The organism is Streptomyces piniterrae (assembly GCF_005048155.1).
Taxonomy (GTDB): domain Bacteria; phylum Actinomycetota; class Actinomycetes; order Streptomycetales; family Streptomycetaceae; genus Streptomyces; species Streptomyces piniterrae.
Window position 1 is genome coordinate 58,058 of record NZ_SUMB01000016.1, and the last position, 15,353, is coordinate 73,410.

Below are 15,353 nucleotides of genomic sequence, written 5' to 3' on the forward strand. Positions count from 1 at the left end.
TTTCGGGGCGCGTCCCCGGGGCGGGCGGCCCGCGTCAGGCCCGCTGCTCGCCCGCGCGGCGGGTCAGCCAGAGCGCACCGGCCGCGCCGGCGAGCAGCACCGTGCCGCCCAGGGTGCCGAGGGCGAGCGCGGAGTCGGCGGGTCCGGTCTGCGGCAGCTGTCCGCCGGAGGAGCCGCCCGTGCTGCCGCCCGAGCCGCCGGATCCCTTGACGTCCAGGGTGAGCGAGGGCTTGGGGTGGTTGCTGGGTGTGCAGGTGGTCGTGGTGCCCAGGGCTTTGATGGTGAGGGTGGAGGCCGTGAAGGTGACCTTGCCGCTGCCCTTGGGGGTGTAGGTACCGCTCAAATCGCTGATCTTGATGGGGGTGTTGGCCGGTATCGCCTTGTCATTGGGAGGCCCGGTGACCGGCACCGTGCCGCTCTCCGCGCCGCCCAGCTGGATCAGCGCGCTCGGCTTCATCGCGCCCTTGCCGAGTTCGACGGGGCTGGAGGAGACGCCCTTTTGGAAGGACATGACGAGTTTGTACGCACCGCCGCTGGGCGTGCTCTTGATGTCGATGGGCGACACCGCGCCCTTGTTGCCGATCGGCGTCTTGCACTGGTAGTCGACGTCGACGACCTCGGCGTGTGCGGCCGGTGCGGTGAGCAGCACCGCGGCCCCCGCCGTCATCGTCACGGCCGCGGCCAGGCCGGCCGCCCGGCGCGGGCGCCTGCCGTGTTGTTCGCAGAAGCGGGCCACCTTGGGTTCCCTTCTCCCGGGTAGCGCACCGCCGGTTATTGCTGACGGCACATCAGATTGGGCGCTCAAGGTACGCCCGGGGCCTTGGAGAGGGAAGGCAAAGAACAGCCCGATCGCGGCGGCACGAGCCCGGTCGTGATCCACCGGACGGGCCCGGGGCGGGCGCGGACGACAAAGCGCGGGCCCGTAGGCCCGCGCTGAACTCTCCTGGCCCGCCCGGCCTTCAGGACGGCGCGGCGAGCTCCGCCCAGACGGTCTTGCCGGCGCCGTCCTGGTGGCGTACGACGCCCCAGTCCAGGCAGAGGCGCTGGACGATGAACATGCCGTGACCGCCGGGGCGCCCGGGGCGGTGCGGGCTGCGCGGCGCCGGCTGGCCCGTGCCGAGGTCGCTGACCTCCAGCCGCAGCACCTTGGCGGTACATCGCAGCCGCAGTTCCTCCGGCCCTTCGGCGTGCAGGCAGGCGTTGGTGACCAGTTCGGAGACGACGAGCAGCACGTCCTCGGCCGCGGCGCGCTGGTCGCCGCTGGAGGCCGGCAGCCAGCCCCAGTCGTGCAGGGCCTGCCGGGCGAAATCGCGGGCGCGTGCGACGGCTCCACGGGTGCCCGCCAGGCGCAGCCGGCGGATCTGCCCGGCCGGGGTGGCGGCGGGCGGGACGGCGGAAGCACCGGCGCCGCACGACTCCGGGCCAAGATCGCCCGGCGGGTACGGCCGGGTGGTGCTCATCAGCGCTTCACCTCACCGATTCGCCTTTTCACGGAAACAGATACCTGACTGATTCAACGGATTCAGATGTCTCCTGCCCGACCGGACCGTGAGAACACCCACTTGTTGGGCACGGAAGTTGTGACACGTACTACGTGCCCGGAATGACCACTTCCGGACACCGTTGCCACGTCAGTCGGCCAGCGCCGCTTCGAGAGAGTCATGCACGGTGAAAACCGCTTCCGCGCCGGTGATCTCGAAGACCCGGGCGACCACCGGCTGCATCCCGGCGAGATGAACTCCGCCCCCCGCGGCCTCCGCTTTCAGGCGTGCGCCGAGCAGCACATTGAGTCCGGTGGAATCCATGAACTCAAGGGGTGAGCAATCCACTACGAGGCGTGCAAACCCGTCGTCCACGCACCCCTCCAGTGACTCACGCAACAATTCGGCGGTGTGGTGATCGAGCTCACCCGCGGCGGTCACGACCGCGCTGGCACCGTGATGCCGGATCGCGACGTGTAGCCGGCCCTGGCTTGCACTGCCGACCGTCCCGCGGCCCATGCGCGCGCACCCCTCTTGCTGTCTCGGCGACTGATTTGCTTACGACTGCGCTCCGTAAACCCTACGCCTTCATGGCGCCCGCGGGTAGCCGAACAATCCGCATATTGCGTGAAATCCGGACAACACGCACTTGCCATCATCGGGCAAAGCCAGGTAGGCGTAGAGGGACACATTCGACACGGCCGGCTTTGGAGGCGCCGCACACCGCAGCTTCGCGTAGAGGCATCGGCAGCCATATGCCGAGAACGATGGAGGAGACCATGTCACCCCGGCTCGACGAATTGCGCACCGAAGACTTCCGGCAGCACGCATCGTCGACACCCCCGTCCGACCCGACCGGGCACATCCCTTCCCAGCACATCCCCGCCGAATCAGATCTGGCGGGAATGCCTGAGATCGAGGGCCTGCCCGAGATCCCGCCGTTCGACGAGGTGGGTCCGGTGGATGCGCGGGCCCTGTCCAAAACCCTCTTCGAGCGTCTGGAAACGCTGGAGGAAGGCACCCACGAATTCGCGTACGTCCGCAACACACTGGTCGAGCTCAATCTGGCCCTGGTGAAGTTCGCGGCCTCCCGGTTCCGCTCCCGCAGCGAGCCCATGGAGGACATCGTCCAGGTCGGCACCATCGGCCTGATCAAGGCGATAGACCGCTTCGAACTCAGCCGCGGCGTCGAGTTCCCGACGTTCGCGATGCCGACCATCGTCGGCGAGATCAAGCGCTTCTTCCGCGACACCAGCTGGTCGGTGCGCGTACCGAGGCGACTGCAGGAACTGCGTCTGGACCTCGCCAAGGCGGGCGACGAACTGGCGCAGAAGCTGGACCGCGCCCCCACGGTGAAGGAACTCGCCGACCGCCTCGGCATCAGCAATGACGAGGTCGTCGAGGGAATGGCGGCGAGCAACGCCTACACCGCGAGCTCGCTGGACGCACAGCCCGAAGAGGACGACAGCGAAGGCGCGCTGGCGGACCGTATCGGTTACGAGGACAACGGTCTCGAAGGCATTGAGTATGTCGAATCGCTCAAGCCGCTGATCGCCGAACTCCCGCCGCGCGACCGCAAAATCCTCTCGCTGCGCTTCGTCGCCAATATGACGCAGTCCGAGATCGGCGAGGAGCTCAACATCTCTCAGATGCATGTCTCCCGGCTGCTCTCCCGCACGCTCGTACGGCTCCGCAAAGGGCTGATGGTCGAGGAGTGAGGTACCCGCGGTCACTGCCGGTCCCCACCGCCGGCAGCCGCCCGCGCAGAGGAGGGCCTGCCCCGAGGACTACTCGGGACGGGCCCTCCTCTGCTGGGCGGGCCGGTGGCGAGGTGGCTAAAAGCCGTCCTCGTTCAACTCCGTTATGCCGGCGACGAAATAGCTCCATATGGCGCTGCTCGGGCTGTCGGCATCGACACAGTCCGGTGCATGGCCGTCCATCTCCATGAGGAACATGCTGCCCATCTCCTGCTCGTCCGGATACGGGTGCCAGCAGGCGTTCATATAGCGGCGCACGCCCTCAAGGCAGCGTGTGAAGAGGTCGAGGTCCGGCGCGAATTCGACCATGACTTCGCCGTCGGCCGTGGCGCCGAGTTCGTCGGCCGCCGCGCTGATGTGGATGGTTCCTTCGCGCCGGTGCAGATACAGCTCACCGTGCTCGGAGCTGCCCAGCGCCAGCAGGTCGGAGGCTTCCAGGCCGTCGGGCAGCGTGACGTCTTTCAGGGAACTCTCGTCCGGCGGCGTCATCTTGTTTGGCGGATATGGATCGAAGGTGGTCCAGGCGCAGGCCCACCACTCCGGCAGGCCGATATCGCGCAAGTGAGCCCGGCTCGCGGCATGTTCGAGACCGGCCGGGAGCTCGTCCTCGGGTATCCGGACGACTTGGGTGGGGGCGAATGCCTCGTCGAGGCGCGCGGCGGTGAGCGGCCCGTCCGGGTCCGGGAACACCGGTGCTTTCCCGGGAGTGCCCTCCTCCGACGAGGTGTGGTCCAGCTCGCCGCGCGGCCAGTCGCGGAGCACCGCAGGGTCGGTGTCCACAAGCGCGAGGCCGTGGACGTCGTCGATCAGATGGCACACCCGGCCGTCCTCGCCGACGAGCGGCCGTGCTTCCCCCCAGCTCTCGGGCGCGGACAGCGCCAGCTCGCCGAGGCAGGGCACGCTCTCGGTCGGATCGCGGTGCGCGCGCGGAACCGCGGCCCCCTCAGGCGGGGCAGGAACCCTTTCCCCGGTCTCCAGGTCGAGCCAGGTGTCCTCCCACGACGCCTTCACGCGGAGGAGCTGCCGGCCCTCGTAGGCATGGACCAGGAGGGATTCGGCGTAGCTCAGGTTCGGATGCGCGACACACTTCCCCACCGGCCGCCACCAGGCCCACACCGCCCGCCACGGCATCCCCGGCTCCGCCGCGGCTATCCGCTCCGCGTACGCGTCGTGCCCCAGCACCTTCGCCGCGAAGTGCAGCCACGAGGCGAACTCGGCTCGCGGCACCTCCCGCCCGCCGAATATCGCCTCGGCCTGCTGGAAGACCTCCCGCCCGACGCTGCGCACACCGTCCGTACCGTCGATATGCGCGCGTACCGCCGATCGTCCGGTGTCCAGCAGACGCACCGGATCGTCCAGCGGGCCGTCCTGCGGCTCAGCCGCTCCGTTGCTCATGAACTCGCCCCCGTCGCACATGAACCCATCGTGCCAGCAGGGTCTGACAATCCCCGTCGGCGGCCGGCGGGCCCGGGCTCGGTCAGATGAGAACTCCCTTGTGCCACACGGCCGATACGAGCGGGACGCCCGGCCGGTAGGCGAGGTGGACGTGGGAGGGCGCGTCCAGCAGCACGAGGTCGGCGCGGGCGCCGGGGGTGATCCGGCCGACGTCCGTGCGGCGCAGGGCGCGGGCGCCGCCCTCGGTGGCCGACCAGACGGCTTCGTCGGGCGTCATCCCCATGTCGCGGACGGCCAGCGCGATGCAGAACGGCATGGAACTGGTGAAGGACGAGCCGGGGTTGCAGTCGGTGGACAGGGCGACGGTGGCGCCGGCGTCGAGCAGCCGGCGCGCGTCGGGCCACTCTGCGCGGGTGGAGAACTCGGCGCCCGGCAGCAGCGTCGCGACGGTCCGGGAGCCGGCGAGGGCGTCGATGTCGGCGGCGGTGAGGTGGGTGCAGTGGTCGGCGGACGCGGCGTCGAGTTCGACGGCGAGCTGGACGCCGGGGCCGTGGCCGAGCTGGTTGGCGTGCACGCGCGGCGTCAGGCCCCTGGCCTTTCCGGCGGTGAGGACGGCGCGCGCCTGGTCGCCGTCGAAGGCGCCCTTCTCGCAGAAGACGTCGACCCAGCGGGCGTGCGGGGCGCAGGCGTCCAGCATCGGGCCGGTCACCAGGTCGACGTAGCCGGCCGGGTCGTCGGCGTAGTCGGGCGAGACGATATGGGCGCCGAGGAAGGTGACTTCGTCGGTGTGCGCGGCGGCGATGCGCAGCGCGCGGGCCTCGTCCTCGACGGTGAGGCCGTAGCCGGACTTGGTCTCCTGGGTGGTGGTGCCCTGGCGCAGCGCCTCGGCGAGGTAGCGGGCGACGTTGGTGTGCAGTTCCTCGTCGGTGGCGGCGCGGGTGGCGGCGACGGTGGTGCGGATGCCGCCTGCGGAGTAGGGGCGGCCGGACATCCGGGCGTTGAACTCGGCGGTGCGGTCGCCGCTGAAGACGAGGTGGGAGTGCGAGTCGACGAAGCCGGGGAGGCCGGCGCGGCCGGCCGCGTCGACGGCGTTGTCGGTGGCGGGTGCTTTGCTTGATTCACCGACCCAGGCGATGCGGTCGCCGTCGATGACGACGGCCGCGTCCTGGATCAGACCGAGGGGGCCTTCACCGAGGGAGGGGTCGTTGGTGACGAGCTGGGCGATGTGGGTGATGGCGGTGGTCGGCGCGGAGTTCGTCGTCATCGCGGGGGTGTTCTCCTTCAGCGGCGTCGGACGCGTGGGGGGCGTGGCGGCCGTCGGGGTCGTCAGCCGCGTACGGCGGCGATGGATTCGGCGAGTGCGGTGGGGACGTCGGCGAGCAGCGTGTGCCGGCCGTCCCGCACGATCTGCCGGCCGCCGACGACCGTGTGCCGCACATCCGCGGCGGAGGCGGCGAATACGGCCGTCTCGGCGCCCAGTCGGGGCAGCGGTCCGGCGGTGCGTACGGAGTCGAGCGCGATGGTGGTGAGGTCGGCGAGCGCGCCGGTCTCGATGGCGCCCGCGTCGTCCCAGCCCAGGGCGGCGTGACCGTCGGCGGTCGCGGCGCGCAGCAGGGCGGCGGCCGTCCAGTGGCCGCGGGTGCGGGTGCGCAGCCGTTCGTCGAGCTCCATGGCGCGGGCCTCTTCGAGCAGGTCGATGACGGCGTGGCTGTCGCTGCCGAGGGACAGCGGGCTGCCCTTGGCCTGGAGGGGGGCGGCCGGGCCGATGCCGTCGGCGAGGTCGCGTTCGGTGGTCGGGCACATGCAGACGCCGGTGCGGCTGCCGCCGAGCAGGCCGATGTCCTCGGCGGTGAGGTGGGTGGCGTGCACGGCGGTGGTGCGCGGTCCCAGGACGCCGTGGTCGGCGAGCAGCCGGGTGGGGGTGCGGCCGTGGGCGTCGCGGCAGGCGTCGTTCTCCGCGGTCTGTTCGGAGAGGTGGACGTGCAGCGGGGCCTGCCGCGCGCGGGCCCAGTCGGCGACGGTGCCGAGCTGGTCGGCGGGGACGGCGCGTACGGAGTGGATGGCGGCGCCGATGCGGGCGTGCTCGCGGCCGTCCTTGAGGGCGTCGGCGCGCTGGGCCCAGGCGTCGGCGGTGCCGTCGGAGAAGCGCAGCTGGTGCCGGTTGGGCGGGTCGCCGAAGCCGGCGGAGAGATAGGCGGTGTCGAGGAGGGTGATGCGGATGCCGGCGTCGGCGGCGGCCGCGATGAGGGCCTCCCCCATCGCGTTGGGGTCGTCGTAGCGGGTGCCGCCGGGGGCGTGGTGGAGGTAGTGGAATTCGCCGACGCAGGTGATGCCGGCCAGCGCCATCTCGGCGTATACGGCGCGGGCGAGGGCGTAGTAGCTGTCCGGGGTGAGCTTGTCGGCGACGTTGTACATGACGTCGCGCCAGGTCCAGAAGGTCCCGGAGCCGACCTGCACGGTGCCGCGCAGCGCCCGGTGGAAGGCGTGGCTGTGGGCGTTGGCGAGCCCCGGCAGGGTCAGGCCGCGCAGTGCGACGGCGCCGGGCGGCGGGGTGGCGGTCTCGGTGCGTACCGCCGTGATCCGCCCGTCCGCGACATCCAGGGCGACGCCCGGCTCGACGTGTGTGCCGAGCCAGGCGTGTTCCAGCCAGAACGTCGTGGGTGTTTCCTGCGTCGGTGCTGCCTGCGGCGGTGTTGCCTGCGGCGTCAGCGGCACGCCAGCCCCTCCAGTACGTCGGCGAGTGCGGTGACCCCGGTGACGCAGTCGTCCTCGGTCGCCGCTTCGGCGGGCGAGTGCGAGACGCCGGTGGGGTTGCGTACGAACAGCATGGCGGTGGGGATGGTTCCGGACAAAATACCGGCGTCGTGTCCGGCGCCGGTGCCGAGGACGGGCACCGTGCGTTCCCCGGTCTTGCCGAGGATCGCGGCCAGCTCGTCCCGCAGGGCGTGCTGGAACTCCACGACGGGGGTGAAGGATTCGCGGACGACGGTCAGGTCCACGCCGTCGTGTGCGGCGCGCTCGGCGGCCGCCCGCTCGATCTCGGTGATCACGGTGTCCAGGGTGTCCTGGTCGGCGGCGCGGGAGTCCAGCCAGCCGCGTACCAGCGAGGGGATCGCATTGACCCCGTTCGGCTCCACGCTGATCTTCCCGAAGGTGGCCAGGGCGCCGGCCAGCCGGGCCTGTTCGCGGGCGGCCAGCACGGTCGCGGCGTAGCTGAGCATCGGGTCCCGGCGGTCCTCCAGCCGGGTGGTGCCGGCGTGGTTGGCCTGGCCGTGGAAGTCGAATCGCCAGCGGCCGTGCGGCCAGATGGCGGAGGCGATGCCGACCGGGTCGCCGGTCAGGTCGAGGGCGCGCCCCTGCTCGACGTGCAGCTCGACGAACGCGCCGATCCTGGCGAGCCGCCGGGGGTCGGGGCCGATGTCCTCGGGGTCGTATCCGGCGCGCTCCATGGCCTGCGGCAGGGTGACGCCGTCCGCGTCGCGCAGCTGGTGTGCCGCTTCTGCGGTGAGGGCCCCGGCGGCCAGCCGGGAGCCGACGCAGGCGAGGCCGAAGCGGGCGCCTTCCTCGTCGCCGAAGTTGACGATGGCGAGGGGCTTGTCGAACTCCGATCCCCTCCGCCGGAGTTCGTCGAGCGCGGCGAAGGAGGAGACGACGCCCAGTGGCCCGTCGAAGGCGCCGCCGTCCGGTACGGAGTCCAGGTGCGAGCCCGTGACGATGGCGTCGCCCGGGGCCACCTCCTCGTATGTCGTGGCGCCGAGCCAGGCCCACTGGTTGCCGTTGCGGTCCAGTTCGTAGGCGAGCCCGCGGGCCTCGGCCTGCGCCCGGAACCAGGTGCGGCAGTCGGTGTCCGCGCCGGTCCAGGCGTAGCGGCGGTAGCCGCCGGAGGGGGAGTTGCGGCCGATGGGCCGCAGCTCCTCCCACATCTCGTGGAACGAGGAGGTCACGCGCCCTCGCCTTCGCCCTCGCGCATCGGGATGCGGACACCGCGCTCGGCGGCCACCTCGTCGGCGCGCTCGTAGCCCGCGTCGACGTGCCGGATGACGCCCATGCCCGGGTCGTTGGTCAGCACCCGGCGGATCTTCTCGCCGGCCAGTGGTGTGCCGTCGGCGACGGTGACCTGGCCCGCGTGGATGGAGCGGCCCATGCCGACGCCGCCGCCGTGGTGCAGCGAGACCCAGGAGGCGCCGGAGGCGACGTTGACCATGGCGTTGAGCAGCGGCCAGTCGGCGATGGCGTCCGAGCCGTCCTTCATGGCCTCGGTCTCGCGGTACGGGGAGGCGACGGAGCCGCAGTCGAGGTGGTCCCGTCCGATGGCCAGCGGCGCCCGGAGCGTCCCGTCGGCGACCATCTCGTTGAACCGCTCGCCGGCCTTGTCGCGTTCGCCGTAGCCGAGCCAGCAGATCCGGGCGGGCAGGCCCTGGAAGTGGACCCGTTCCCCGGCCATCTTGATCCAGCGGGCCAGCGACTCGTTCTCCGGGAAGAGGTCCAGGATCGCCTTGTCGGTGGCTGCGATGTCCCGTGCGTCACCGGACAGCGCCGCCCAGCGGAAGGGGCCCTTCCCTTCGGCGAACAGCGGCCGGATGTAGGCGGGGACGAAGCCGGGGAAGGCGAACGCCCGCTCGTATCCGGCGAGTTGGGCCTCGCCGCGGATGGAGTTGCCGTAGTCGAAGACCTCGGCGCCGGCGTCCATGAAGCCGACCATGGCCTCGACGTGCTTGGCCATGGAGGCACGTGCCCGCTGGGTGAAGTCGGCGGGCTTCTCCTTCGCGTAGGCGGCCATGTCGTCGAAGTCGATACCGATCGGGAGGTAGGCCAGCGGGTCGTGGGCGCTGGTCTGGTCGGTGACGATGTCGATCGGCGCGCCTTCGGCGAGCAGCTGCGGCAGCAGTTCGGCGGCGTTGCCGAGCAGTCCGATGGAGAGCGGCTTCCGCTGGTCACGGGCTTCCACGGCGAGCTGGAGGGCGTGCGCCGGGCTGTCCGCCCGTACGTCCAGGTAGCGGTGCTCGATCCGCCGCTCGATGGCCCGCGGGTCGACGTCGATGCAGATGGCGACGCCGTCGTTCATGGTGACGGCGAGCGGCTGGGCGCCGCCCATGCCGCCGAGTCCGGCGGTGAGGGTGATCGTCCCGGCCAGCGTGCCGCCGAACTTCTTCGCCGCGACGGCCGCGAAGGTCTCGTAGGTGCCCTGCAGGATCCCCTGCGTGCCGATGTAGATCCACGAACCGGCGGTCATCTGCCCGTACATGGTCAGCCCGAGGGCCTCCAGGCGCCGGAACTCCTCCCAGTTGGCCCAGTCGCCGACCAGGTTGGAGTTGGCGATGAGGACCCGCGGCGCCCATTCGTGCGTCTGCATCACGCCGACCGGCCTGCCGGACTGGACGAGCATCGTCTCGTCCTGCTTGAGCGTCGTGAGGGTGCGCACCATCGCGTCGAAGGAGCGCCAGTCACGCGCGGCCTTGCCGGTGCCGCCGTAGACGACGAGCTGGTCCGGATGTTCCGCCACCTCCGGGTCGAGGTTGTTCTGCAGCATCCGCAGCGCGGCTTCCTGCTGCCATCCCCGAGCACTCAGCTCCGTACCGCGCGGTGCCCGCACGGGTCGCGGTCCCGACATGGGCCGTGCCTCCCTGACGTCGAATGGATTGAGCTATTCACATCTTGGGCTTACTGAATACGTCTAGTCAACAGGGCGCGAAGGCTCGCATGGCGCGGAGTACACGTTTCCGGCCAAGCGACATCACATCCGCGCCAACCCAGCAGCGTCGGTGTGATTTCAACTTGCCTACCGGGAAAGTCAGGAGTAACTTTCCTGGTGGGAAAGTTGGGAGCCAGAGAGGGCCCCACACGACCACGCGCGTCCCTGACCCGTCCCGCACCATCGGGACAGCCTCGGGCCGCAGCGGGCCGGCATCGTCCATCCATGGCCCCTCTCGAACCCACTCCCTCTGTCCGGACCACCTGATCCGGACCTCCCGATCGGCACCGTCCGTTCGGGACCGCCCGATCGGGAACCTCCGATCTGAATCGTCATGGGGAGGCGATGGCCGTGAACACGTCGGTGGATGCCGAACAGGCATGGAAGGACCTGCAGCGCATCCGGGTGCCGCAGGAGCGGGTGTACGACGAGATCGAGCGGTGCGCATCCGGCGACCCGGGGGCGACGTACGCCACGGCCGGCATCATGTGGGTCTTCCTGGCCGGCATGGGCCTGGACCTGCCCTCCTGGGGCGTCTGGCTGGTACTCGCCGCGTATGTCGCGCTGCTGAGCACACTCGCCGTGTTCTACAGCCGCCGCGCCCGGATGCGACTCCACCGCTCGCGCTACAGCTGGCGGTCGCTCGCCACGTTCCTCGCGGGAGCGGCGGTGACCGGCGCCACGATCGTGCTGTCCGGCCGGCTGGTCGAGTGGCTGGCGCTGCCGTTCGGCAGTCTGATCCAGGCCTCGGTCTCAGCGGCCGTGTTCATCCTGTTCGTGGGGCCGGCGAACCGCTGGGCAACCAGTTCGCTGCGTGACCGCGGTGGAAGAGCGGCCCGCGAGGGGGCGGTCCGATGAGTACCCCCACCGGCTTCGACGAACTGATCCACCCCGCCACCCGGCTGTCGGTGGTGGCCCTGCTCGCCGCCACCGAATGGGCGGACTTCGCGTTCATCCGCGACAGCCTCTCGCTCAGCGACTCCGCGCTCTCCAAACAGCTGCACACCCTGGAAGAGGCCGGATACCTGGAAATCCACAAGGAGGGCGGCGGCCGCAAGCGGCGCACCAAGGTACGGCTGACGGACCGCGGCCGCACCGCCTTCGAAGGCCATGTGGCAGCCCTCCGGGCGATCGTCGAGGGCGCAGGACCCCCGGCAACAACCCATCCAACAGCGGACAGCACTCCCGCCACGGCCTCCGCCGCGGCGGCACAGCAGCACCACGCGGAGGCGGGACGATGACGACGACCGGGCACACGTCCACCACCCCCATGGCGCTCCGCGCAACCACCACCAACACACCCCTCACCACCACCCAACCCATAATCCGGGCACGCGACTTGACCATGTCGTACGGCGGCGTGGACGTCCTGCACGGCATCGACCTGGACATCCACCGCGGCGAGATCTTCGCCCTGCTCGGCCCCAACGGCGCCGGGAAGACCACCACCGTCGAGATCCTGGAAGGCTTCCGGCAGCGTTCCGCCGGAGAGGTCCGCGTCCTGGGTGCGGACCCCGAGCGGGGCGACGACGCCTGGCGCGGCCGGATCGGACTGGTCCTGCAGTCCTGGCGCGATCACCGCCGCTGGCGGGTCGCCGAGCTGCTGGCGCACTTCGCGACGTACTACCCCGACCCGCGCGACCCGGCGGAGCTCCTGTCCCTGGTCGGCCTCACGGACCAGGCCGACCGGCAGGTGGACCGGCTGTCCGGCGGCCAGCGCCGGCGCCTGGACGTGGCACTCGGCATCGTCGGGCGCCCCGAACTCCTCTTCCTGGACGAGCCGACCACCGGATTCGACCCGGAGGCGCGGCACGACTTCCATGTCCTGGTCGAACGGCTGGCACGCGACGAAGGCGTCACGGTCCTGCTCACCACACACGACCTGGTGGAGGCCGAGCGGCTCGCCGACCGGATCGCGATGCTGGTCAGCGGCCGGATCCGGGCCTGCGGCACACCGTCGGAACTGGCCCGCGGAGCCGCCGCACAGGCCGAGGTCCGCTGGACGACCGACGACGGGACGGCCCGCCGCGAACGCACCGAGGACCCCTCCCGGCTGGTCTGGGAGCTCCACCGGGACGCGCCGGGTCCGATCGCCGACCTGGAGGTCCGCCGCCCGACGCTGGAGGACACCTATCTGCACATGGTGCACAGGGAGGACGACGGCACGGACGGGGGCGGGGACAGCGGTGTGGGCGAAGGCCTGGGCAGGGGACGGGACGGGCACGGGGACGGGGAGACGCGGGCCGCATGAGGAACATCAGCGCATGAGGAACACCAGGGGGACACGCATGACGAACTCGACCGACCCTGCGAACGGGGCGGACGTACGAGACGCGCTGGACGGCACTGAAGCACCGGACTCGATCGACGGAGCGAACGTGATCGACGCGCCGAACGTGATCGACGGGGTGAACAAGATGAACGGGGTGAACGTCAACGACGGGGCGCCGGGCCCGGCGAAGAAGGCCAACCGCCCCACCCGCCGCTACTGGCGCACCGGCTTCCTGCGCGGCGCGATCGAACTGCGTCATCTGCTGCGCAATCCCAGGGAGATGTTCGGCCAGTTGCTCAATGTGGCCGTCGCGCTCATGGTCGCAGGCTTCATCAGCGACGATGTGCCGGGCACCCACATCCCCATGGCGCATCTGACGCTGGCGGGCTTCGCCGCCTACCTGCTGTTCCAGATCGGTCTGGTCAACCTCCCGCAGATACTCGTGACCGAACGGGAGGAAGGCGCCCTGCTGCGGCTGCGCGCCACGCCCGGCGGTATACCGGCCTATCTCGCCGCCAAGTGTCTGCTGGTGGTCGTGATGGCGGTCGGCACCCTGGCCCTGCTCCTGATAGCCGCGGCGCTGCTGGTGGACGGGCCGCTGCCGCACGGGCCCGGCGGCTGGCTGACCCTGGTGTGGGTCACCGCGCTCGGACTGCTCGCCGTCGTACCGCTGGGCGCGGCCATAGGCGCCGTACTGCCGAACCCGCGCGAGGCGCTGGCGTTGATCATGGTGCCCGTCATGGGACTGCTGACCACGTCCGGAGCGATGTTCCCGATCACTTCGCTGCCCGTGCTGGTCCAGAAGGTGGCTTCGGTCTTCCCGCTGAAGTGGATGGCGCAGGGGCTGCGCTCGGCGCTGCTGCCGGACGCCGCGCGTGCCGCTGAACCGGCCGGCTCCTGGGAGCTGCCGACGGTCGCGCTGGTGCTGACTGCCTGGGCCGTCCTCGGCTTCCTCCTCGCGGTCCCCCTCCTCCGCCGCGCCGCCCGCCGCGAGTCCGGCTCCCGCCTGACCGCCCGCCACCGCAAGGCGGCACTGAGCGGGGCGATAGCGGCCTGAGGGGGTGCACGGGCAGGGTTGTGGGCCCACGGGCTAGTGGGCCACGGGCTAGCAGGCCCCATGTGCTGTCGCGGACGGGGGCCTGCCGGCGGGCGCGGAGGCGGGCGGGCTGGCTGGCTGGCTGGCTGGCGTATCCGACGGGGGTGGGGGTGGGGCGGGGGGAGGGCCCCCGGGGGGGAGAACGCGGGAACGGCCCGTATCCGATGGCGCCACGCCCCACCCAGTGATGGAGTTGCCCCATGAACGGGCCCACGACTACCCCCAGTGCCGCCTCCACCTCCACCCCCACCGCCGCCCCCGCCCCCGCCCCCAACCCCGGCCCAGACCCGTCCACCGGCGCCGGGTCCTTCACCGACCGCGACACCGACCGCGACCGGGCGGTGGCGGCGGCCGTGGGCCAGGGGCTGGTCGGGCCGGGTGAGCCGGTCGTCGGGTTGCTCGACGTCGTCGGAATTCGGCGGTCGGCCGGTGAACTCCGCGCCGCCTTCGAGGAGTTCACCGCGCCCGGCACCCCGGTTCTGCACGCCTTCGCGGTCAAGGCCGCCTCGCTGGTGCCCGTTCTGCGGCTGCTCGCTCAGGAAGGGCTGGGCTGCGAGGTGGCCAGCCCCGGCGAGCTGGCGCTGGCCCGTGCCGCCGGCGTGCCCGCCTCCCGTACGGTCCTGGACTCGCCCGCCAAGACCCCGGCCGAACTACGCGAGGCGCTGGCGCTCGGCATCGCCGTCAACGCCGACAACCCTGAGGAGCTGGCCCGTATCGACCGGCTGATGTCCTCCGCGCCGACCACCGCCCCCGTCGGCCTCCGGGTCAATCCGCAGATCGGCGGCGGCACCATCGGGGCGATGAGCACGGCCACGGAGACCTCCAAGTTCGGTGTCGCGCTGCGCGACGAGGGCGCTCGCGACTGGGTCGTGCAGGCCTACCTCGAACGGCCCTGGCTGACGCGGCTGCATGCCCATGTCGGTTCCCAGGGCATGCCGCTGGAGCTGATGGCCGAGGGCGTACGGGCCCTTTTCGGCCTCGCCGAGGAGATCAACGAGAAGACGCAGCTCACTGGGCGTCGGCAGATCGAGACCCTCGACATCGGCGGCGGCCTGCCGGTCAACTTCACCTCGGACGCCGTGAGCCCGACCTTCCGTGAGTACGCGGAGGCGCTGCGATCGGCCGTCCCCGGTCTGTTCTCGGGACGCTATGGGCTGGTCACCGAGTTCGGGCGCTCGCTGCTGGCCAAGCACGGCACGGTCGTCGCCCGTGTCGAATACGCGAAGTCGGCCGGCGGCCGGCCCATCGCGATCACGCATGCCGGAGCGCAGGTCGCCACCCGTACGGTGTTCGTCCCCGACGCCTGGCCGATCCGGGTCGAAGCCTACGACGCGCAGGGGCGGCCCAAGACGGGCGCGCCGGTATCCCAGGACATCGCGGGGCCGTGCTGCTTCGCCGGGGACCTGGTCGCCGAGAACCGCCTGCTCCCGCTCTTGGAGTCCGGCGACCACGCCGCGCTCCTGGACACCGGCGCCTACTACTTCTCCACCCACTTCGCCTACAACTCCCTCCCCCGCCCCGGGATTTACGGCTACGCGGCCGCGGATGACGGCACCGTCCGCTTCGCGACGGTCCGCACCCCGCAGACCCTGGAGGAACTCACCGCGGAAAGCGGCGCGGCCCAGGCGGACGCGCTGCGGGAGCTCGAGTAGGCGCAGGA

Annotated in this window: 14 protein-coding genes; 6 read left to right on the plus strand and 8 right to left on the minus strand. The window is 71.2% G+C overall.

Annotated elements, in window-relative coordinates:
- Positions 1-34: 34 nt before the first annotated feature.
- From FCH28_RS34330 to FCH28_RS34340, 3 genes are all read right to left on the minus strand, one after another.
- Positions 35-736, minus strand: coding sequence for an LPXTG cell wall anchor domain-containing protein (locus tag FCH28_RS34330; RefSeq protein WP_136744142.1), 702 nt, complete (start codon positions 734-736; stop codon positions 35-37).
- A 223-nt stretch (positions 737-959) separates the two neighbouring features.
- Positions 960-1,460 carry an ATP-binding protein gene (locus FCH28_RS34335; protein ID WP_136744143.1) on the minus strand — a complete coding sequence of 167 codons (501 nt, stop codon included), beginning with the start codon at positions 1,458-1,460 and terminating at the stop codon, positions 960-962.
- Positions 1,461-1,631: 171 nt separating this feature from the next.
- Positions 1,632-2,000 carry an STAS domain-containing protein gene (locus tag FCH28_RS34340; RefSeq protein WP_136744144.1) on the minus strand — a complete coding sequence of 123 codons (369 nt, stop codon included), beginning with the start codon at positions 1,998-2,000 and terminating at the stop codon, positions 1,632-1,634.
- A gap of 386 nt (positions 2,001-2,386) precedes the next feature.
- Here FCH28_RS34340 and FCH28_RS34345 point away from each other — a divergent pair, with 386 nt between their 5' ends.
- Positions 2,387-3,199, plus strand: a complete 813-nt coding sequence (locus FCH28_RS34345; protein WP_425472065.1) for an RNA polymerase sigma factor SigF — start codon at positions 2,387-2,389, stop codon at positions 3,197-3,199.
- A gap of 117 nt (positions 3,200-3,316) precedes the next feature.
- Here FCH28_RS34345 and FCH28_RS34350 read toward each other — a convergent pair whose 3' ends face one another.
- The 5 genes from FCH28_RS34350 to hutU all read right to left on the minus strand — a co-directional run bounded on the left by FCH28_RS34350 (position 3,317) and on the right by hutU (position 10,244).
- Positions 3,317-4,633, minus strand: coding sequence for an SUKH-4 family immunity protein (locus FCH28_RS34350; RefSeq protein ID WP_136744145.1), 1,317 nt, complete (start codon positions 4,631-4,633; stop codon positions 3,317-3,319).
- Between the two features lie 82 nt (positions 4,634-4,715).
- Positions 4,716-5,897 carry an imidazolonepropionase gene (gene hutI / locus FCH28_RS34355; RefSeq protein WP_136744146.1) on the minus strand — a complete coding sequence of 394 codons (1,182 nt, stop codon included), beginning with the start codon at positions 5,895-5,897 and terminating at the stop codon, positions 4,716-4,718.
- A gap of 62 nt (positions 5,898-5,959) precedes the next feature.
- Positions 5,960-7,348: a formimidoylglutamate deiminase gene (locus tag FCH28_RS34360; RefSeq protein ID WP_136744147.1), complete on the minus strand. Its 1,389-nt coding sequence runs from the start codon at positions 7,346-7,348 to the stop codon at positions 5,960-5,962.
- Entirely contained in the window at positions 7,339-8,577 is a 1,239-nt protein-coding gene (locus FCH28_RS34365; RefSeq protein WP_136744148.1) for an allantoate amidohydrolase, read from the minus strand. Before FCH28_RS34365 ends, FCH28_RS34360 begins: the two co-directional genes overlap by 10 nt.
- Entirely contained in the window at positions 8,574-10,244 is a 1,671-nt protein-coding gene (gene hutU, locus FCH28_RS34370; protein WP_136744149.1) for a urocanate hydratase, read from the minus strand. Before hutU ends, FCH28_RS34365 begins: the two co-directional genes overlap by 4 nt.
- A gap of 426 nt (positions 10,245-10,670) precedes the next feature.
- Here hutU and FCH28_RS34375 point away from each other — a divergent pair, with 426 nt between their 5' ends.
- The 5 genes from FCH28_RS34375 to FCH28_RS34395 all read left to right on the plus strand — a co-directional run bounded on the left by FCH28_RS34375 (position 10,671) and on the right by FCH28_RS34395 (position 15,345).
- Positions 10,671-11,183: a hypothetical protein gene (locus FCH28_RS34375; RefSeq protein WP_136744151.1), complete on the plus strand. Its 513-nt coding sequence runs from the start codon at positions 10,671-10,673 to the stop codon at positions 11,181-11,183.
- The gene (locus tag FCH28_RS34380) at positions 11,180-11,566 is read left to right on the plus strand and encodes a transcriptional regulator (RefSeq protein WP_136744153.1); all 387 of its coding nucleotides are present in this window, start codon (positions 11,180-11,182) and stop codon (positions 11,564-11,566) included. Before FCH28_RS34375 ends, FCH28_RS34380 begins: the two co-directional genes overlap by 4 nt.
- Positions 11,563-12,576, plus strand: coding sequence for an ABC transporter ATP-binding protein (locus FCH28_RS34385; protein ID WP_136744155.1), 1,014 nt, complete (start codon positions 11,563-11,565; stop codon positions 12,574-12,576). The genes FCH28_RS34380 and FCH28_RS34385 overlap by 4 nt, the downstream gene beginning before the upstream one ends.
- A 166-nt stretch (positions 12,577-12,742) precedes the next feature.
- The gene (locus tag FCH28_RS34390; protein WP_136744310.1) at positions 12,743-13,654 is read left to right on the plus strand and encodes an ABC transporter permease; all 912 of its coding nucleotides are present in this window, start codon (positions 12,743-12,745) and stop codon (positions 13,652-13,654) included.
- Between the two features lie 239 nt (positions 13,655-13,893).
- Positions 13,894-15,345, plus strand: a complete 1,452-nt coding sequence (locus FCH28_RS34395; protein WP_136744157.1) for a type III PLP-dependent enzyme domain-containing protein — start codon at positions 13,894-13,896, stop codon at positions 15,343-15,345.
- The last annotated feature ends 8 nt before the right edge of the window (positions 15,346-15,353 follow it).